Source organism: Paractinoplanes globisporus DSM 43857, assembly GCF_000379645.1.
Lineage (GTDB): Bacteria > Actinomycetota > Actinomycetes > Mycobacteriales > Micromonosporaceae > Actinoplanes > Actinoplanes globisporus.
The window spans coordinates 69,078-87,402 of sequence record NZ_KB903315.1; the positions used below are offsets into that span (position 1 = coordinate 69,078).

18 protein-coding genes are annotated in these 18,325 nt (G+C 70.0%); 6 read left to right on the forward strand and 12 right to left on the reverse strand.

Features of this window, described 5'->3' with window-relative positions; all coding sequences use genetic code 11:
• The first annotated feature begins 17 nt into the window (after positions 1 to 17).
• The 3 genes from glgC to A3CQ_RS54430 all read left to right on the forward strand — a co-directional run bounded on the left by glgC (position 18) and on the right by A3CQ_RS54430 (position 3,910).
• Positions 18 to 1,250 (forward strand): glucose-1-phosphate adenylyltransferase, encoded by a 1,233-nt coding sequence (gene glgC / locus A3CQ_RS0128985; RefSeq protein ID WP_026206314.1) that lies wholly within the window; start codon positions 18 to 20, stop codon positions 1,248 to 1,250.
• Between the two features lie 195 nt (positions 1,251 to 1,445).
• Positions 1,446 to 2,642, forward strand: coding sequence for a cation:proton antiporter (locus A3CQ_RS54425; protein WP_020514460.1), 1,197 nt, complete (start codon positions 1,446 to 1,448; stop codon positions 2,640 to 2,642).
• Positions 2,639 to 3,910: a DUF2254 domain-containing protein gene (locus A3CQ_RS54430; RefSeq protein ID WP_084699270.1), complete on the forward strand. Its 1,272-nt coding sequence runs from the start codon at positions 2,639 to 2,641 to the stop codon at positions 3,908 to 3,910. The genes A3CQ_RS54425 and A3CQ_RS54430 overlap by 4 nt, the downstream gene beginning before the upstream one ends.
• Positions 3,911 to 3,941: 31 nt before the next feature.
• Here A3CQ_RS54430 and A3CQ_RS54435 read toward each other — a convergent pair whose 3' ends face one another.
• From A3CQ_RS54435 to A3CQ_RS0129025, 6 genes are all read right to left on the reverse strand, one after another.
• On the reverse strand, positions 3,942 to 5,507 hold the full coding sequence (locus tag A3CQ_RS54435; RefSeq protein WP_051115384.1) for a serine/threonine-protein kinase: 1,566 nt from the start codon (positions 5,505 to 5,507) through the stop codon (positions 3,942 to 3,944).
• Positions 5,508 to 5,558: 51 nt separating this feature from the next.
• The gene (locus A3CQ_RS0129005) at positions 5,559 to 6,548 is read right to left on the reverse strand and encodes an AraC family transcriptional regulator (RefSeq protein WP_040433139.1); all 990 of its coding nucleotides are present in this window, start codon (positions 6,546 to 6,548) and stop codon (positions 5,559 to 5,561) included.
• Positions 6,549 to 6,572: 24 nt separating this feature from the next.
• A complete protein-coding gene (locus A3CQ_RS0129010; protein WP_020514463.1) occupies positions 6,573 to 6,908 on the reverse strand; it encodes a hypothetical protein in 336 nt (111 codons plus the stop codon).
• Positions 6,905 to 8,296, reverse strand: coding sequence for a DUF4331 domain-containing protein (locus tag A3CQ_RS0129015; RefSeq protein ID WP_020514464.1), 1,392 nt, complete (start codon positions 8,294 to 8,296; stop codon positions 6,905 to 6,907). Before A3CQ_RS0129015 ends, A3CQ_RS0129010 begins: the two co-directional genes overlap by 4 nt.
• A 16-nt stretch (positions 8,297 to 8,312) precedes the next feature.
• Positions 8,313 to 8,588: a hypothetical protein gene (locus A3CQ_RS0129020; protein ID WP_020514465.1), complete on the reverse strand. Its 276-nt coding sequence runs from the start codon at positions 8,586 to 8,588 to the stop codon at positions 8,313 to 8,315.
• A gap of 87 nt (positions 8,589 to 8,675) precedes the next feature.
• The gene (locus tag A3CQ_RS0129025) at positions 8,676 to 9,575 is read right to left on the reverse strand and encodes a lytic polysaccharide monooxygenase (RefSeq protein WP_020514466.1); all 900 of its coding nucleotides are present in this window, start codon (positions 9,573 to 9,575) and stop codon (positions 8,676 to 8,678) included.
• 131 nt (positions 9,576 to 9,706) lie between these two features.
• Here A3CQ_RS0129025 and A3CQ_RS0129030 point away from each other — a divergent pair, with 131 nt between their 5' ends.
• Positions 9,707 to 10,075, forward strand: a complete 369-nt coding sequence (locus A3CQ_RS0129030) for an FKBP-type peptidyl-prolyl cis-trans isomerase (RefSeq protein WP_020514467.1) — start codon at positions 9,707 to 9,709, stop codon at positions 10,073 to 10,075.
• 53 nt (positions 10,076 to 10,128) lie between these two features.
• On the opposite strand, the gene A3CQ_RS0129035 is transcribed toward A3CQ_RS0129030, so the two are convergent.
• On the reverse strand, positions 10,129 to 11,343 hold the full coding sequence (locus tag A3CQ_RS0129035) for a GDSL-type esterase/lipase family protein (protein ID WP_245577359.1): 1,215 nt from the start codon (positions 11,341 to 11,343) through the stop codon (positions 10,129 to 10,131).
• A gap of 155 nt (positions 11,344 to 11,498) precedes the next feature.
• Between A3CQ_RS0129035 and A3CQ_RS0129040 the strand changes: the two genes are divergently transcribed.
• Both A3CQ_RS0129040 and A3CQ_RS54440 read left to right on the forward strand, forming a co-directional pair.
• Positions 11,499 to 12,356: an aldo/keto reductase gene (locus A3CQ_RS0129040; protein WP_040433156.1), complete on the forward strand. Its 858-nt coding sequence runs from the start codon at positions 11,499 to 11,501 to the stop codon at positions 12,354 to 12,356.
• A 49-nt stretch (positions 12,357 to 12,405) separates the two neighbouring features.
• Complete coding sequence (locus A3CQ_RS54440; RefSeq protein ID WP_342663702.1) at positions 12,406 to 13,560, forward strand: MFS transporter; 1,155 nt, start codon at positions 12,406 to 12,408, stop codon at positions 13,558 to 13,560.
• Positions 13,561 to 13,712: 152 nt separating this feature from the next.
• Here A3CQ_RS54440 and A3CQ_RS0129050 read toward each other — a convergent pair whose 3' ends face one another.
• The 5 genes from A3CQ_RS0129050 to A3CQ_RS0129070 all read right to left on the reverse strand — a co-directional run bounded on the left by A3CQ_RS0129050 (position 13,713) and on the right by A3CQ_RS0129070 (position 18,265).
• On the reverse strand, positions 13,713 to 14,573 hold the full coding sequence (locus A3CQ_RS0129050; protein ID WP_026206315.1) for a hypothetical protein: 861 nt from the start codon (positions 14,571 to 14,573) through the stop codon (positions 13,713 to 13,715).
• A 167-nt stretch (positions 14,574 to 14,740) separates the two neighbouring features.
• Positions 14,741 to 15,589 (reverse strand): carbohydrate ABC transporter permease, encoded by an 849-nt coding sequence (locus A3CQ_RS0129055; protein ID WP_020514473.1) that lies wholly within the window; start codon positions 15,587 to 15,589, stop codon positions 14,741 to 14,743.
• The gene (locus A3CQ_RS0129060) at positions 15,586 to 16,542 is read right to left on the reverse strand and encodes a carbohydrate ABC transporter permease (RefSeq protein ID WP_020514474.1); all 957 of its coding nucleotides are present in this window, start codon (positions 16,540 to 16,542) and stop codon (positions 15,586 to 15,588) included. The genes A3CQ_RS0129055 and A3CQ_RS0129060 overlap by 4 nt, the downstream gene beginning before the upstream one ends.
• A gap of 3 nt (positions 16,543 to 16,545) precedes the next feature.
• Positions 16,546 to 17,916 carry an ABC transporter substrate-binding protein gene (locus tag A3CQ_RS0129065; protein ID WP_020514475.1) on the reverse strand — a complete coding sequence of 457 codons (1,371 nt, stop codon included), beginning with the start codon at positions 17,914 to 17,916 and terminating at the stop codon, positions 16,546 to 16,548.
• A 130-nt stretch (positions 17,917 to 18,046) separates the two neighbouring features.
• A complete protein-coding gene (locus A3CQ_RS0129070; RefSeq protein WP_020514476.1) occupies positions 18,047 to 18,265 on the reverse strand; it encodes an RNA-binding S4 domain-containing protein in 219 nt (72 codons plus the stop codon).
• Between the last annotated feature and the right edge of the window lie 60 nt (positions 18,266 to 18,325).

The window sequence follows — 18,325 nt, forward strand, 5'->3', positions numbered from 1 at the left end:
AAAGTTAGCGTCCTTCCATGGCTGTCAAGGTGCTTGCGATCGTTCTGGCCGGTGGTGAAGGTAAGCGCCTGATGCCCCTGACCGCCGACCGGGCGAAGCCCGGTGTGCCGTTCGGCGGCATCTACCGCATGATCGACTTTGTTTTGTCCAACCTGGCGAACGGCGGCTATCTCAAGATCGTCGTGCTGACCCAGTACAAGTCGCACTCGCTCGACCGGCACATCACCAAGACCTGGCGGATGTCCACGCTGCTGGGCAACTACGTGACCCCGGTACCCGCGCAGCAGCGGCTCGGCCCCCGGTGGTTCGCCGGCTCGGCCGACGCCATCTACCAGAGCCTCAACCTGATCAACGACGAATCCCCCGACTACGTCATCGTCTTCGGCGCCGACCACATCTACCGCATGGACCCGAAGCAGATGGTCAACGACCACATCGCGTCCGGCGCCGCGGTCACCGTGGCCGGCATCCGCCAGCCCAAGTCCCTGGCCGACCAGTTCGGCGTCATCGACGTCGGCGCGGACGGCAAGCGCATCCGCGCCTTCCGCGAGAAGCCGCGCGACGCCGAGGGACTGCCCGACTCCCCCGACGAGGTGTACGCCTCGATGGGCAACTACGTGTTCACCACGCGCGCCCTGCAGGAGGCCGTGACCAAGGACGCGCAGAACCCCGACAGCAAGCACGACATGGGCGGCAACATCATCCCCATGATGGTCGAGCGGGGCGAGGCCAACGTCTACGACTTCCGCGACAACGAGGTGCCCGGCTCGACCGACCGCGACCGCGGCTACTGGCGCGACGTGGGAACGCTCGACTCGTTCTACGAGGCCCACATGGACCTCATCGCCACGCTCCCGGTCTTCAACCTGTACAACCACGAGTGGCCGATCTTCACGAACTACGGCTCGTGGCCCCCGGCGAAATTCGTCCACGGCTACGACGACCGCCAGGGCCGCGCCATAGAGTCGATGATCTCCCCCGGCGTCGTGGTCTCCGGCGCGCTGGTCGAGCGTTCGGTGATCTCCCCCAACGTACGCGTGAACTCGTGGTCCCACGTCGAGGGATGCGTGCTCATGGAGGGCGTCTCCGTCGGCCGCCGCGCGATCCTCAAGAACGCCATCATCGACAAGAACGTGATAATCCCCGAGGGCGCCCAGATCGGCGTCGACCTCGACCGCGACCGCAAGCTCTACACCGTCTCCGACAACGGCATAGTCGTCATCGGCAAGGGCCAGCGCGTCGAGCTCTAGCCGTTCTCCGCGCCCTACCGCCCTGACGACCCGGCCGCCCCGGATTTCGCTCGCGGAGGATGACGAGCCCGCCCGGTCCGTCCTGAAACAGTTGGCTGCTCAGGACGGATACGGGACGGGAGGATGTCGTGCGATCTCTGGGGACCGAGCGGACGGGTCCCGTCCCGACCGACCGGCCTGGGGTGGGCTGACGACGTGGCCGACGACCTGTCGCTCGGCCTCAGCAGCCTGTTCGTCGTCGCGGTGGTCGCCGCGCTCGCGCCGGTCGCCGTCGGTCTGTTCGCCCGGCTCAGGGTTCCCCAGGTCGTCTTCCTGATCGTCGGCGGCGTCGTCATCGGTCCCGACGTGCTCGGGCTGGCCGACCCGGCGAGCATCGGGCTGCTGTCCAACGTCGGCCTCGGTTTCCTGTTCCTGCTGGCGGGCTACGAGTTGGAGCTGCACCTGTTCCGGGAGCGGCCCGGTGTGCTCGCCCTGGCGGGATGGTTCGTGACGGTCGCCCTGGCCTGCGGCGTCGTGGGTCTGCTGGCGGCCGGCGGCCTCGTGCACGCGTTCGTGCCGGTGGCGCTCGGGCTGACCACCACCGCGCTGGGCACGCTGCTGCCGATCCTGCGCGACAACGACATGCTGGGTGGTCGTCTCGGGCCCTACGTGCTCGCGACCGGCGCCGTCGGCGAGTTCCTGCCGGTCGTGGCGATCGCCATCTTCCTCGGTGCGAACGGCAAGTTCCTCGGGTTGATCTCGCTGCTCGCGGTGGGCGTTCTCGCTCTGGCGCTCACCCTGGCGCCCCGGCTGGCGCGCGGCCGGATCCGGCAGATCCTGGACGAGGGCGAGCACGCCACCGCCCAGACCACGTTGCGCTGGACGCTGGTCCTGCTGCTCCTGCTGCTCGTGGTCGCCGACCGGTTCGGCCTGGACGTGGTGCTCGGCGCGTTCCTCGCCGGCGTGGTGCTGCGCCGCTGGGCGCCCGGTGACGTGCACGCGCTCGAGGAGAAGCTGGACGCCGTCGGCTACGGCTTCTTCATCCCCGTGTTCTTCGTCGCGTCCGGCATGGCGCTGGACCTTGATTCGATCATTTCGGCCCCGGGCCGGCTCGCGATGTTCTTCGTCCTGCTGCTGGTCATCCGCGGCCTGCCGACGCTGCTGCTCTACCGGACCGCGTTGACCTTCTCGGAGCGCGTCGAACTGGGCTTTCTGGCCGCCACCGCGCTTCCGCTGCTCGTCGCTCTCAGCGAGATCGGGCTCGCGAACGGATCCATGCTGCCGGAGAACGCCGCCGCGCTGGTCGGTGCCGGCGTGCTGTCGGTGCTGGCGTTCCCGGCCGCGGCCGTGGCGATCGACCGTCGCCGCGCCCGATCGCGGCCGGCGGTCGATGCCGGGGCCGACCCGCCATGATGAGTCGCGAGCACGTGCGCGACTCGTTGTGGGTCCTACCGGCGCTGTCGGTCGTCGGCGCGCTCGGCGCCGGCGCCGTGCTGTCGGCGGCGAATCTGGACGCCGGGTCGCCGCTCGCGTTCCAGGGCACCCCGGACGACGCCCGGACGCTGTTGATCGGCATAGCGGGCACGATGGTCACGGTCATCGCGCTGCTCCTTGGCCTGACCGTGGTCGCCCTGCAGCTCTCGTCGACCCAGTACTCGCCGCGGCTGCTGCGCAACTTCCTCCGCGACCGCCCGAACCAGCTGGTCCTCAGCGCCTGCGTCGCGACGTTCGCGTACTCGACCGCCGGGCTCTACACGGTCGGCGTGTCGGGTGGCAGCCGGACCACCGAGTTTCCCCGGCTGGCCGTGACCGGGGCGATCGTGCTGCTGTTCGTCAGCCTCGGGATGCTGGTGTTCTTCGCCGACCATCTCGGGCATTCGATCCAGATCGACTCGATCATGGCGGTGGTGGAGCGCAACACTCTCGCCGTCATCCGTGGCGGCCTGCTGGAGGGTGGCGGCACCGGATCGCCGGTCGCCGCGACCGCCCTCGCGGTGCCGGCGCCCCGCTCCGGATACGTCCAGGTGGTCCGGGTCGAGCGAATGCTCGCCGCGGCGCGCGGCGGCGGCCTGCGGGTCCGGCTGCGCCCCCGTCCCGGCGAGCACGTGGTGGCCGGCACGACCCTGTTGTGGATCTGGCCGGCGACGACGGCGAGGCCGGCAGCCACGGCCACCGTGCCCGAGGCGCTCGTCCACGCGGTACACATCGGCCGGGAACGCACCTTCGACCAGGACGCGGCGTTCGGCTTCCGGCAGTTGACCGACATGGCCTGCAAGGCGTTGTCACCGGCGGTGAACGACCCGTACACCGCCGTGCAGGCCATCGAACGGCTGTCGGTGCTGTTCCGCGTGCTGGCGACCCGTCCGCTCGGCTGTCACGTCGACCGGGATCCCGGCGGCGCCGAGGTGACGGTGCCCGGCTGGACCTTCGGCGAGTACCTGGCCACCATGTCCGGCCTGATCCGCCGGTACGGCGCGGCCGAGCCCACCGTCGTCACCGCGCTGCTGCGGCTGCTGAGCACCTGCGCCGCGGTCGACGGGCCGGACCCGGGCCGCCCGGCCGCCATCGAGGAGCAGGCCCGCCTCCTGGTCGAGGACGCCGAACGCGAGGTACGTCAGCCGGCCGACCTCCGCGAGGTACGAGCCGCGGCGGCGGCCGTGCGGGCCGGCCTCGACCGCTGACGGCAAGCCGGGTGCGGCCTTGGTCGCCTGGTCAGGAGATCTGTGCGCCGGGGTCGCCGGCGGTGCAGGTGATGGTCATGGTCACCGCGTCGCTGCCGTGGCGGAAGGTCGCCGCCGGGGACGGGCCGGGCGTGGTGTCGACCGACTCGAGGTGGTAGGAGCGGGCGGGTGACCAGGACAGGATGTGGGCCGTCTCCGGGGACGGGCAGGTTGCGGTGACCGTGCCGCCGGGCGAGGTCAGCACGCGCTCGGACGATACGGGTGTGGTCGCCGTCGTGCCGGGCGGCGATGAGGCGGTGGGCGTGGCCGGCGTCGGCGTCGGCGTCGCCGGCCCGGGTGTCACTGGCGGCGCGCCGGGCACGGCCGGACCGCCGCGTCCATCGGCTGCGGTCGTCCCGGCCGGACCTGAGGGCGTCGCACCGGAGCCGACAGCGGCCGGTGCTCCCCCCACTACGGCGCGCTGGGCGGAGCCGCCGGGAGCGGGCGTCACCGCCGGGCCGGCCGCACCCGGTCGGCCGGATCGCCCTTCGTCCGCCCTGGACGCCAGCCAGCCGGCGGTCGCGGCGGCGGCCAGCACCACCACCGCCGCCATCGCGACGGCCGGCCGCCATCTCGCGCGCCACCACGTCAGCCGGGCCGGGGATCGGAGGATCAGGGACGGCTCGGCGGGGATCGGGGCGCCGGCCGGTGCGGGCGGCGGCGTGTCCTCGACGATCTCGAGGCCGGCGGCGTGCCCGAGCAGGCGGGTGACCTCGCGGGCGGCGGGGCGCTCGGACGGCTCCTTGCGCAGGCAGCGCAGGCAGAGGTCCACGACGTGGCCCGGGACGGGGTGCAGCGGCACCAGCGGCGGCGGCTCGGCGTAGAGGTGGCCGGCCAGCACGATCGTCCGGGACTCGCCCGACCACGGCGCGCGCCCGGAGAGCAGGCGGTAGAGGAGGACGCCCAACGCGTACACGTCGGAGGCCGGGGTGATGATGTCGCCGCGGAGGCGCTCGGGCGCTATGTACGTCGGCGTGCCGAGAACGGTCTCGTCCGGAGCTCGCCGTTCGCGGGCGGCCGATGTCGCGACGGCGATGCCGAAGTCGACGACCTTCGCCCCGCTCGGCGCCAGGATCACGTTGGCCGGCTTGATGTCGCGGTGGACCAGGCCGGCGGCGTGCGCGGCGGCCAGCCCGGCCGCGACCTCGGCGCAGACCCGCAGCGCGAACTGCGGCGGGATCTCGCCGGCCCGCATGCGCTCCAGCAGCGTGCGGCCGGGCACCAGCTCGAACACGACGTACGGGACCGTCTCGCCGGCGACGACGCACTCGCCGTAGTCGTGGACCTGGGCCACGTTCGGGTGCGCCAGCGCCGCCGCCGCGCGGGCCTCGTGCCTGATCAGGTCGAGCGCCCGCGGATCGCGAGCGTGCGGGGCCAGCATCTTCACGGCGACCGTGCGTGCCAGCACGATGTCCCAGCCCCGCCAGACGACCGCCATCCCGCCGGTCCCGACCGGCTCCACCAGGCGGTACCGGCCGCCGAGCAACAGGCCCGGGCGGGCGGCGGGAAGATCGGTCTCCACCCCCGGCAGTCTGCCGCGCCGCGCGAGGATCCGCATCCGGTGATCGTACGATCGCGTGGGGTTGCGGTATTGATTCTCAAGAATTGATCAGCGGCGGTCGCGGAGCGTCTGCGAGGGCGACTCGCCGAATCGGGCTCGATAGGCGCCGGCGAATCTGCCCAGGTGGGTGAAGCCCCAGCGGTACGCCACGTCGCTCACGCTCACCTGCCAGGGGTCCGATCGGGACAGTTCGTGGTGGACGCCGTCGAGGCGTATCCGGCGCAGGTAGGACAGGGGTGACACGCCGACGTGCTGGCGGAACGCCTCCTGGAGCACGCGGACGCCGACGCCGGCGATCTCGGCCAGGTCACCCGCCGTGTACTGGCGCGAGGGCTCGGCGTGCATGGCGTCGAGCGTGCGCTTCACGGTGCGCGGCCGGCGCGGGCCCTGCAGGCCGGCCGGCTCGTCACCGTAGGGGTGCTCGACCGTGAGGGCCAGGCCGCTGATGACCATGTCGCGCCAGCGGGCGGCCATCCGGGGCTGGGCGGCCAGCGCGTCGGGGGCGCACAGCTCGCCGTGCAGCAGGCGGACCAGGGCGACCCACGTACGGCCGGGGGCCTCGGACACGTCGAAGCTCTCGCCGATCAGCAAGGGTGACACGATCTGCTGGTCGAGGGCCGCGTCCAGCTCGCGTTCCAGTGCGGCCCGCTCGACCTTGACGCTCAGCAGGCGACAGGTGCCGGGCCAGTCCAGGTCGATGTCGCCGATCGGGCGGTAGACGGCGGCGCGGGTCGGGTCGGCCAGGACCGCCGTGCCGCGGTGGCGCGAGCGCAGGGTTCCGGTCAGCGGGGCCAGCACGTGGTAGGACGTCTCCAGGTCGGCGATGTTCACCCGGATGTCGGAGCCGTAGCTGATCTGGCCGACGGTGACCGGGCCGATCATCACCACGTCCCCGGCGAAGAAGAAGTTGCTCGCGTCGCCGACGGGAGTCACCTGGAGCGGGCCGTAGAACATCTTCCGGCAGAACGCCCTGGCCTCGTCCACGTCGCTCGTCCGCAATGCCACGTGGACCGGGGAGTCCCCCGGGTGGACAGCCATGCCGTCCACCCTAGACCCGAGGACTCAGGCCGCTACCGCCTCCGACGGCCAGGAGAACTCGGCCACGCCGCCGTCCGGCACGTCGATCTCGGCCAGGGCCGTCACCGGGTCCCGCCAGACCGTGTACCGGCCGGCGGGAAGGCTGTCGATGACCACGGCGAACGACGCGCCGCCCTGGACGTACCGGGCGCGGACCGCGGCGTGCGTGCGCACCGCCGGGTCCGCGACCGGGCTGACCTCGATCTCGTGCCCGTGCAGCCGGCCGGGGGTGTGGATTACCAGGGCCCCGATGCCGGCGCCGATGTTGAGGACGACCGTTCCCTGGCCGGACGGCGTCAGCGTGTGGTGATCGTGGCTCACGGGTTGTTGAATCCATCGAACGGGGTACCGAGGAACGGGAACTTCTTGAGCAGGCCGGAGCTGACGTCCTTGATCGACAGACCCTGCTCGACCAGGCCCGCGGCGGCGTCCGGCTTGAACGTCGCGTCGACCAGCGCGAATGTGACGCCGGCGATGGCGCGGATGGAGATGGACACGACGTCGTCCTCGATCCGCCGGCCGTTCGGGAAGCCGGCCAGGTCCCCGGCGAGCAGGCCGAACGCCTTGGGGTCCTTGGCGGGCGGCACGGCGGTGTTCAGCCGCAGCATGTCCGCCTTGGTGTCGCCGGTGGCGTTCTGGAAGTTGTCGATCAGGCCGTCGGGGATGCCGGTGAGCAGGATCGCGACCAGGTCGGCCCGCGCGGTGCCCGCCTTGTTCAGCTTGGCCAGGTTGTCGAACAGGCCCGGGTACAGCACCGGCAGCAGCGATGCCAACTCGGGCTTCTCGACAAAATGGGAGAACCGTTTGTCCTCGGCCGGGGACAGCGAGTTCCACAGGTCCTTCTGCGCCATCGGCACGATGACCTCGTTGAACAGCGGGTTGCCGAGCCGGGACACCTGCACCTGCGGGCCGACCTCGACGTCCACGTTCTTCTTGTCGCCCTTGCGCACCTGCACCTGGCGGCGCGACGCGGACGTCCAGATGCCGATGACCGCGCCGGGGTCGCGCCCGCGCACCTTCTTCTTGCCGTCCCGGCGCACCGCGGACAGCGGCACCTGGATCGCGATCGAGTGGACGTTCAGCTTGTCGGTGGCATTGACGGCCTTACCGGCGTAGTTGAAAAGCTTCTGACCGACCAGGTGTTTGTCCTGGAACGGCCGCAGCGTGCCGAGGTCGAAGATGGCCCCGAGGTCGACGAAGAACGCGTCGGCGCGCTGGCCGGCGAACACCTTCTCGCCGGTCTTCAGCTTCTTCACCGCGTCATCGGCGAGCTTGCCGTAGTCGGGGATCGACAGCTTGCCGACGTTGCAGGGCGGGCAGGGCAGCTTCTGCGCCAGCACCGTGCTCTTGCCGTGCGCGTCGACCTTGGTCACCGAGTAGAACTGCCGGCGGTTCCAGTTCGGGTCGTCCAGCGACTTGATCTGACCGGTGTTGTACAGGAACGTGTTGTTGTTGCGCAGCTCGGTCCGGAAGCGGAACTGGTAGGTCAGGTCCGGCCGGGCGTCACCGTTCGAGTCGATGTGGATCTCGTAGAGAACGTCGTCGCCGAACTCGAAGAAATTGGGCCCGCTGGCCGGAAGCTGCAACGGGACATAGTTCGCGATGATAGTAACCATGTCCGGGTCGTCGGGGCTGACGAACGCATAGAGGTCGGACGAGTCCGCCACCGGATCCTTGCTGATCTCGGGGGCTTCACGATGCGAAGACATTTGATGAATCCCCTTTTCAGCGCTTCACGGCTTTGAGCAGGCGGGCGGCGAGCTTCTTGTCGGTCAGCGTGGTCTTCGAGCCGCCCGAGAAGATGTCGAACGTGCCCTTCGAGGCGTCCCGCAGCGAGATGACCAGCGGCTGGCCGTCGTCCTTCGCGGTCGTCTCGCCGGCCAGGCTCAGTCCGGTGACGCCGGCGACGGAAACTCCGACACCCGCGGTAGCGGCAATGGCGAGAACTCGGCGGCGGGACAGGCGGTTGACCGCCCGGCTGCCGTAACGAACACGACTCATGCTCGGCCTTTCGTCATTTCTTTCGGAAGGACTGGAACGGGCTTGCAGCGTCGACGCCCATCAGTACGAAGGCCGAACCGTTGCGGTTCAACGGTTTTCGCGCCGCTTCCGGAGAAAGCCCGCAATCAGCGCGTACGCAAGAAAGCCGGCCCCGACGACGAGAGCGCCCGCGACGATCTGGTGACCTAGCGTGACCTTGCTGGTGTCACCAACCGGAGTGATGGCCTGGGCCGTCTCCGTCGCGGCGGGGGCTTCCGTGGTCTCCTCGGTGACCGGTTTTGACGCGGAGGGAGGCGGCGCGGTCTTCTTCGGCTTCGCGGTCGCCGACTTCGTGGCGACGGGCGCCGCGGCCGTCACCGCGGTCTTCTTGAAGACCAGATCCGAGCACGAGTAATAGGTGTCCGGCGTGCTCGACGTCTGCCACACGATGTAGAGCATGTGCCGCCCGGTCCGGTCACTCGGCAGCTTCACGCTCATCTGGTACGACCCGTCCCGCAGCGGCGGGTCCTTGATCTCCGCGAGCGGCTTGCTCGCCAGGTCGTCCCACGTGAGCTTCTGCTTCGGGTCGTACCCCTGCTTGGTGAGATAAATCCGGAAACTTCCGGTGTGGGGCAGCGTGGCCTGGTACTTGATCGCCAGGGACTTGCCGCCGGCGACCGTGGTCGACGGGAAGTCGTCGCGAGCGATGTCCAGCCCCTTGAAGTCGGGCAGACCACCGCTGCACAACTTCCCGTCCGGCACGAACTTCCGATCGTTCCCGTTCACATCCGGCACCCGGACGTTGTCGAACGTTCCGAACTGACCGCCGTTGGCCGCCCGCGCCGCCTTGCACGCGGCCGTGCCCGTCGCGGTACCGCCGCCGGCCGCGCAGGCCGCGCTCCGGCTTATCGGCGTGGTCGGCGCCCCGTGCGCGAGCGCGGGCACGGCGGCGAGCAACGGTGGCAGCAGCCCCGCGGCAACGGCGGCGGCCAGTCGGCGAATCTTCACGGTCTCTCCAAGATCGGCACGCGGGCCCGGCAGGCTCCGCGAGGAGAGGTACGCATTTCCGTGGTCGACCGTTCACCTTCGCGACCGGTGTGATTGCATGGCGGGGATCCGCACAGAACCGGAGGATGAAGATGGACAAGCCCGAGATCGGCCCGATCCAGGGCGACCCGCCCGCCGACCTGGTGATCGAGGACATCACCGTCGGCGACGGGCCCGAGGCCGCTCCCGGCCAGTACGTCACCGTGCACTACGTGGGCGTCTCCCACTCCAACGGGGCACAGTTCGACGCCTCGTGGGACCGTGGCGAGCCGTTCGCGTTCCCGCTCGGCGGCGGCCAGGTCATCGCCGGCTGGGACCAGGGCGTGCAGGGCATGCGCGTCGGCGGCCGCCGCAAGCTCACGATCCCGCCCCACCTGGGCTACGGCTCCCGCGGCGCCGCCGGCGTCATCAAGCCCGGAGAGACGCTGATCTTCGTCGTCGACCTGCTGGGCCTGCAGTAGCTCTTCTTCTGCCGAGGGAGGCGGGCTTGCCGGGCCCGCCCCCTCGACGGATGTCAGCGGAACAGGGCGAGATCGATCGAGTCGGCCATGGCGCGCTGGCCGGCGACGTTGGGGTGCAGGTGATCGGCCTGGTAGGCCGGGAGCACCTGGCTCGGCAGCTCCGGGTCCCGGATCGCCGCGTCGAAGTCGGCCACTCCGTCGAACAGCGGGGTGGAGCGGACCCACGCGTTCACGACCTGCCTCGTCTGCTCCTGCTCGGTCGTGAAACATCCTTCCGGGCACCCGTACGGCGTGATGGTGGCCCCGATGACCCGGATGCCGGCGCGATGGGCGCGTTTCGCGATCGTCGCGAGCCCGTCGATCAAGTTGGGCGCGGTCGCGTTGTACCCGACGTCGTTGATGCCGTCGGCGAGGATGACGTATCGCGCGCCGGTCTGATCGCGCACGTCCGCCTTCTCCCGTGCGAGACCCGAGATGCTCGTTCCCGCCCCGCAGCAGTCGGTCCGGTCGGTGAGCACCTGGTTGCCCCCGATGCCCTGGTTGAGCAGGCCGTAGCGCCCGCCCAGCCGCGCCGCCAGCACGTCGGTCCACCGGTCGTTGCCGTTCCACGTCGTGTAGGCGCCGTCCGTGATCGAGTCGCCGAGCGCGACGATGCTCCCGCGCACGCCGGCCGCCGCCCGCACGTCCACGCCGTCCAGCCAGAACCACGAGTTGACCGTCCCGCCGAAGGCGGCCGCCCCCTGTCCCGCCTGGTTTCCCGCCGCCACGAACTGCGTGCCCTGCGCCGCGTCGTGCCCGGTGATGGACGCCGCGTCGCCGCCCGCGGTCACAAAGAGGTCGACCGCGAGATCCTGCCCATACGCGACCCCGAGCCGAACCGGATCGCTGAGAACCGTCTCTCCTTTCGCGACGGTCACCGCCCCGCGCCCGCGGAACGTGACCCGCCGCGAGGTCCCCGCCACCAGATCGGCGGCCCCCGGCGCGACCGCCCGCGCCACCCCCACCGCGCCGAAGGTCACGTCGGCCTCGCCGAACGTGTTGGACAACCGCAGCCGCAGCGACGGCCCACCCACCGTCGGATGAACGAGCAGCCGCAGCGTCTGCGCCGCGAACGCCGGCCCGGCCTCCCGCTGCGGGCTGGTCGACCAGGCCCCGGTCCACCCGGGCGAGGCCGACGCCGCGCCGGGAGCCGCCACCATGGCCGCGGCCGCGAGCACGGCGGCCACGGCGGCACGGCACAGATACATAGATCTCGATGTCTTGGGCATGCCATCGATGGTCGTCGAACCGCTTCGACAGCACAACCCCGGCCCACCGGCTGGGAGGGTCCGGCAGTACCGGGGAAGCCCACCACTGCCTGCCGCGCCGGAAATCAGGTTTCGTGGAGTCGGACAGGGCCGTCGGACCAGTTGAGGGAGTGGGCATGGCAGCACAGAACCGCCTGATCACGCTGAACAACGGCGTACGGATGCCGATCCTGGGTTTTGGTGTCTTCCAGGTCCCGGACGACCAGACCGAGCAGGTCGTCACCGACGCCCTCGCGGCCGGCTACCGGGCGATCGACACCGCCGCCTCCTACGGAAACGAGGAAGCGGTCGGCCGGGCGATCGCCAAGAGCGGCATCCCGCGCGACCAGCTGTTCGTCACCACCAAGATGTGGATCCAGCACACCGGCGAGGAGACCGCCCGGCGCGAGCTCGACAAGTCCCTGCGGAAGCTCGGCCTGGACCACCTCGACCTGTACCTGATCCACCAGCCGCTCGGTGACTACTACAGCTCCTGGCATGCCATGGAGAAGGCGTACGGCGAGGGTCTGGTCAAGGCGATCGGGGTCTCCAACTTCTACCCCGACCGTCTCGTCGATCTCATCCTGCACAACGACATCACCCCGGCGGTCAACCAGATCGAGACCCACCCGTTCTTCCAGCGCGCCGACTACCAGCAGCTGATGCGCGAGCGGGGCGTGCAGATCGAGTCGTGGGGACCGTTCGCCGAGGGCAAGAACGACCTGTTCACCAACCCCGTCCTGGCCGCGATCGCCGCGGCGCACGACAAGTCGGTCGCGCAGGTCGTGCTGCGCTGGCTCATCCAGCGCGACGTCGTGGTGATCCCGAAGTCCGTGCGCCCCGAGCGCATGGCCCAGAACCTCGAGGTATTCGACTTCGACCTGACCGACGACGAGATGACCCGGATCGCCGGCCTCGACACCGGCGCCTCGGTGTTCTTCGACCACCACGACCCGCAGATGGTCGCGTGGCTCGGCGGCCGGCGCGTCGACTGACGCAGGAAAGGGCAGTGCGCTGAAACGCCTTCTCATCCCGTCCGCGGCACTGTTCTGGGGACTGCAGTTCTCCCTGCTCAATCCCGCGCTCGCGCTGATCCTGGCCGCCCTGCTGGACGCCACACCGGCCGAGATCGGCTGGGTTCTCGCGGTCTACAACGCCGGCGGCTTCCTCGCCTCGCTGGTCCTCCCCGCGTACGCCGACCGGCGCGGGGAGTACCTGCGCCCGCTGCTGGCCTGCGCCGTCCTGACCGCGGCGCTCGCCGCCGCGCTCGCGAGCGTCACCACCCTGCCCCTCGCCGTGATCGCGCTGGTCGTCCTGGGCGGCCCGGCGGGAGTGGGCGTCACCCTCCTGTACGCCCATCTCAAGCACGCCGGCTTCACCACCTCGACGGTGATCAACGTACGAGCGGTCGTCTCGTTCGCCTGGGTGGCCGGGCCGCCGCTGGCCACCCTCATCATCGGCCGGCTCGGCGCCCGGGCCGTCCTCGTCGCCCTCACCGCGATCGCGCTGCTGAACGTGGCCACCAGCGCGGCCATGCTCACCGGCCGCACCCGGCAGCAACCCACGCCGCCGTCAAGCGCCGAGGCACCGGACGCGGAGGCACCGATGTCGCGGGCCCGCGTCGCGACCGTGACCGCCGTGTTCGTCGTGCTCCAGGCCACCAACGCCACCGTCGTGTCGATCATGGGCCTGTTCGTCACCGACACCCTCGGCATCAACGTGATGTGGTCCGGAGCCGCGCTCGGCGTCGCCGCCGCACTCGAGATCCCGGCCCTGCTGGCGATCGGCCGGCTCACCCACCGCTTCTCCGACCTCGCGCTGATCGCCTCCGGCTGCCTCGCCGGGGTGGCCTACTACGCGGTCATGACGGTCGTCCCCGGGCCCATGCTGCTGCTCGCGGCACAGGTGCTCAACGCCTGGTTCTTCGCCACGATCGCCGGCACCGGGATCGCCCTGTTCCAGCGGATCATCCCCCGGCCGGGCCTGGCCACCGGACTGTTCACGAACACCCGCCGCCTCGGCGCCATCGCCTCCGGCCCGCTCATCGCCCTGGCCGCGCTGACCCCGCTCGGCTACCGCGCGGTCTTCGCCGCCTGCGCCGTCCTCACCGTCGCCGCGCTGATCACCATCCGCCTGGCCGGGCGGCCCGGCGCAGCGCGCACGACAGTTTCGGAGATGGCCGAGGCCCGGGCCGAGTGAACCAGCCGCGGGTCACTCACTGCGGCGGCCGAAGCCGCCCCGGCGGCCGGTGGGCTGGGGGCGGCAGGGTGGGCGGGCCGGAACAGGACCACCCTGCTCCGGCCCGGTCCCCTCTCCCCCGGGCTCTGGCTCCAGCGGATCACCGATCGGCGTCATTTGACCCCCTTCAGCGCGGCGCAGCCCTGCTCCTCCGGCAGGAGAGGACGGAAGGTGACCGACCATAGTGCACCGCCGCTCTTCCATGGGGTGACGACGGTAGCGTCCTTCGCCGCGGCCAGCACCGCGTCCTTCTCGGCGCCGGTGGACTCGACGCAGCCGATGCCGATGTTGGCGTTCAGCATGTCGCCGGGGAGGGCGGCGCCGGGCCAGGTCTTCATCACCGGCTCGGCGGCCTGCGGGGCGACGTACTTGTGGGCCAGCGAGGCCAGCATCGACGGCTGGTAGGCGATCGGCTTGGCCACCCCCTCGGCCGCGGACAGGCTCTGGAGCTTGTCCACGTACGCGGCGAGCTTGGTGCGGGCCGTGCGCTGGGCGGCGCTGAGGCGGGGGTCGTTGGGCTGGGCCTGGCTCAGGGCGACGACGCTCACCGACTGGTCGCCCACGGTGACGCGGGTCGACGGGGCGTCGGCGATGTTCGGGCTGCCGAAGTCGGCGCCGTTGCGGACACCGGCCTCAGTTCCCCGGCGTACGAGATCCTGCACGAACTCGGGGGTGAGCATCTGCTCCTGGATGTTGGGCAGCGCCTTGCCCGGATAGATCATCGTGGTCGGGCCCTGCGTGATCAGGCGGCCGTCACCATAGATGCTGACAGCGGGGATACGCCCGACATTTTGCTCGGCGGGGACGAACCCGCCGAAGGACTCGACGCGCACCACGAGGTCGTCGGCGGCCGGGGCCGAGGCGCTCTCGAGCGGACGCGAGTCCGCCGCGCCCGCCGGATCGTTCGCGGCGCAGGCGCTGATCAGGAAGAGGGGAACGGCTGCGGCGACGAGGGTGCCGCGGAGACGAGTCATGCCCGGTTGGACGAGGCAGGCGGACGAAAGGTTCCGGCTTGTCCGCGGATTTCGGCAGAAAAGGTGGACGCCGAGCGCGGCCGGGGTGAACAGGCGGGACGCGGAAATGAGGTGGCCGGCCCCGGGCATCGGGACCGGCCACCCCTCTTCGGGGGCGGGGCGGAAAGCTATTTCACCGAACCGAGCGACAGTCCCTGCACCAGCTTGTCCTGGGCGGCGAACCCGGCCACGAGCACCGGCAGCGACACGACGAAGGCCGCCGCGCAGAGCTGGGCGAGGAACAGCCCCTGGCTGGTGACGAAGCTGGTCAGGAACACCGGCGCGGTCTCGGCGACGGTCGCGGTCAGCACGCGCGCGAACAGCAGCTCGTTCCAGCTGAAGATGAAGCAGATCAGCGCCGTGGCCGCGATGCCCGGCATGACCACCGGCGCGATGACCGACCGCAGCGTCTTGGTCAGGCCGGCGCCGTCGACCGAGGCCGCCTCGAGCATCTCGACCGGCACCTCGGAGAGGAACGAGCGCATCATCCACACCGCGATCGGCAGGTTCATCGAGGTGTAGAAGACGATCAGCAACCAGATGTTGTCGAGCAGCCCGGCCTTCTGCGCGAACAGGTACAGCGGCAGCAGTCCGGCCACGATCGGCAGCATCTTGGTGCTGAGGAAGAAGAACAGAACGTCGGTCCATTTACGGACGGGTTTGATACTCAGCGCGTACGCGGCGGGGAAGCACAGCAGAAGCACGAGGATCGTCGAGACGACGCTGGCGGTCAGGCTGTTGAGCAGGGGCGGCCAGGGCGAGGCCCCGCCGGAGAAGAACTCGCGGTACCCGTCCAGCGTGAGCGGCGCGAAGACGGCCGGCGGGTTGGTCGCCGCGTCCTCCTCCGAATGGAATGACGTCAGAACCATCCACAACACCGGAAGGACGAACAGAATCCCGACCACCCAGGCCAGCAGCGACAGCCACGGTCCGCCGCGGTCCTTCTTCTTCGGTACGGAAGCAACGACGGCGCTCATCGGTTGGCCTCCTGCTTGAAGAGCGACGAGACGGTGCGCAGGGCGAACGTCGCGATGATGATCGTGCCGAGGACGACGATGACGGCGGCCGCCGAGGCCCGTCCGTAGTCGTGCGCCTGGTAGAAGATCTGGTAGATCGTGTACGGCAGGTTGGCCGTGCCCAGGCCGCCCGAGGTGATCGTGAAGACCGCGTCGAAGTTCTGCACGATGTAGATCGAGCCGAGCAGCGCGCCGAGCTCCAGGTACTGCCGCAGGTGCGGGAGCGTCATGCTGCGGAAGATCTGCCAGCTGTTGGCCCCGTCGATGCGCGCGGCCTCGACCACGTCGAGCGGCCGGCCCTGCAGCCCGGCCAGCAGGATCAGCATCATGAACGGCGTCCACTGCCAGACCAGCGCGAAGATGACCGCCCACAGCGGCATGTTGCTGATCCAGTCGGGCTGGGGCGGGTTGTCCGAGCCGAACAGCTTCCACACCCAGGTGATCGCGCCGTTGAACAGGCCGTACTCCGGGTTGTAGAGAGCGTGCTTCCAGAGCAGCGCGGCGGCGACCGGCACGACCAGGAACGGCGCGATCATCATGGTCCGCACGAAGCCGCGGCCGCTGAACTTGCGGTCGAGCAGCAGCGCGATGCCGAGCCCGAGCAGCAGGCTGATGATCACGACGCCGGCGGTGAGATAGATCGTGGTGAGGACGGCGTCACGCATGTTGACGTCGGTGAACACCCGCTTGAAGTTGTCGAACCCGGCGAACCCGATCTCGTCGGGGTAGTACGCGTTCCAGTCCATGAACGAGATGACCAGGGTGGCCACGAACGGCAGCTGGGTCACGATGATCATGAAGATGAGCGCGGGCATCAGCGGCGCCCGGCGGGCCCAGGCGATGCTACGAGCGGTACGAGCGGGCCGGGCCTCGGTTCCCGGAGACGACGTGGTCTTCTCGGCGACGGACGTCATGACTCACCCCTCCTGCCGGGACTGGTACCGCTCGGCCACGTCCTGGGCGAGCCGTTGCCCCCGTTTCAGTGCCTCGTCGACCGACATCTGGCCGGCGATCGCCGAGCTCACGTACTGCGAGACCTGGGTGCCGAGGTCGGTGAACTCGGGGATGTCGATGAACTGGATGCCGATCGCGGGCCGCGGCTGCACGCCGGGGTTGCGCGGGTCGGCGCTCGAGATGGCCGCCTCGGTCGGCGCCGCGAACGACTGGGCCACCGCCAGGTAGTCCTGGTTCTTGTAGGTGGAGGCTCGCTTGCCGGCCGGGACGCTGGACCAGCCGACCTTCTGCCCGACGAGCTCCTCGTACTGGCGGCTGGACGCCCACGAGATGAACTTCCAGGCGTTGTCCTTCTTGTCGCTGGCCTGCTGGATGCTCCACGACCAGGCGTACAGCCAGCCGGAGCTCTTGGTCTTGTCGACCGGCGCCGCAACGTATCCGATCTTGCCCTTGACCGGTGAGGTGTCCGCCTCGAGCGAGCCGGCCGCGCTGGTGGCGTCGTACCACATGGCGGTGTTGCCCTGAACCATGTTGTTGAGGCACTCGGTGAAGCCGGCCTGCGGCGCGCCGTTCTCCCCGTGCGCGCGCACGAGGTCGACGTAGAACTGGGTGGCGGCGGTGAACTCGGGCGAGTCCACCTTGGGCGTCCAGTCCTTCTCGAACCAGGTGCCGCCGAACGTGTTGACCACCGTGGTGAGCGGGGCGAAGATCTGGCCCCAGCCGGGCTGGCCGCGCAGGCAGATGCCGCGCATGCCGGGCTGCTTGTTGTCGATCTGGGCGGCGATGTCGGCGACCTGCTGCCAGGTCGGGTTCTCCGGCATCGTGATCCCGGCCTGCTGCAGGACGTCCTTGCGGTACATCAGGAACGACGACTCGCCGTAGAAGGGCTCGCCGTAGAGCTTCCCGTCGTCGGCGGTGAGCGACTTGGTCATCGACGGCAGGATGTCGGCCTGGTCGAACTGCGTGTCGGCCTTGGTGTAGTCGTCGAGCGGCGCGATCCACTTCGACTTCGCGTAGATCGGGATCTCGAAGTTGCTCAGCGACGCGACGTCGTACTGCCCGGCCTGGCTGGAGAACTCCTGGCTGATCTTGTCGCGGACATCGTTCTCGGGCAGCACGGTGTAGTTCACGTGGATGCCCGTGGTCTTGGTGAAGTTGTCCTCGGTGAGCCGCTGCAGGTCGATCATCTGCGGGTTGTTCACCATCAGGACGTTTATCGTGTCCGGCCCGCCGCCGCCCGGTCCCCCGCCCCACCCCGCGCACCCCGCCAGTGCCGCGGCGAGCGTGGCGGTCATCGTCACGGCGAGCGTGGAGCGGATGTGCGCGCGGGACATGTGGCCTCCCCGTCGAGGCTGGTGTGACGCCGGTAACACAACGGACCTCAGTACATGCCTGAGATCACCTAATGTCAACCTTTCGTCACCTGCGGTTGCATCAACAGGCGTCTACCCCCGACCGAACGTCCTAGTCCGATCCGGATACCACGCGGGCCGTACGGCCGAAGACCTCGACGACGTCGCCGGGGTGCAGCTGGCGGCCGCGGCGGGTGTCGACCTCGCCGTTGACGGTCACGTCGCCGGAGGCGATCAGGACCTTGCCCTCGCCACCGGTCTCGATAAGATCGGCGAGCTTGAGGAACTGTCCGAGTCTGATCATGTCGCCGTCGATCTCCACGTCACGCACCCCGACATCATCGCCGAAGGCCGCGGAAAAGTTCTCGGCGGGCGTTGAACCTTTCCGGCG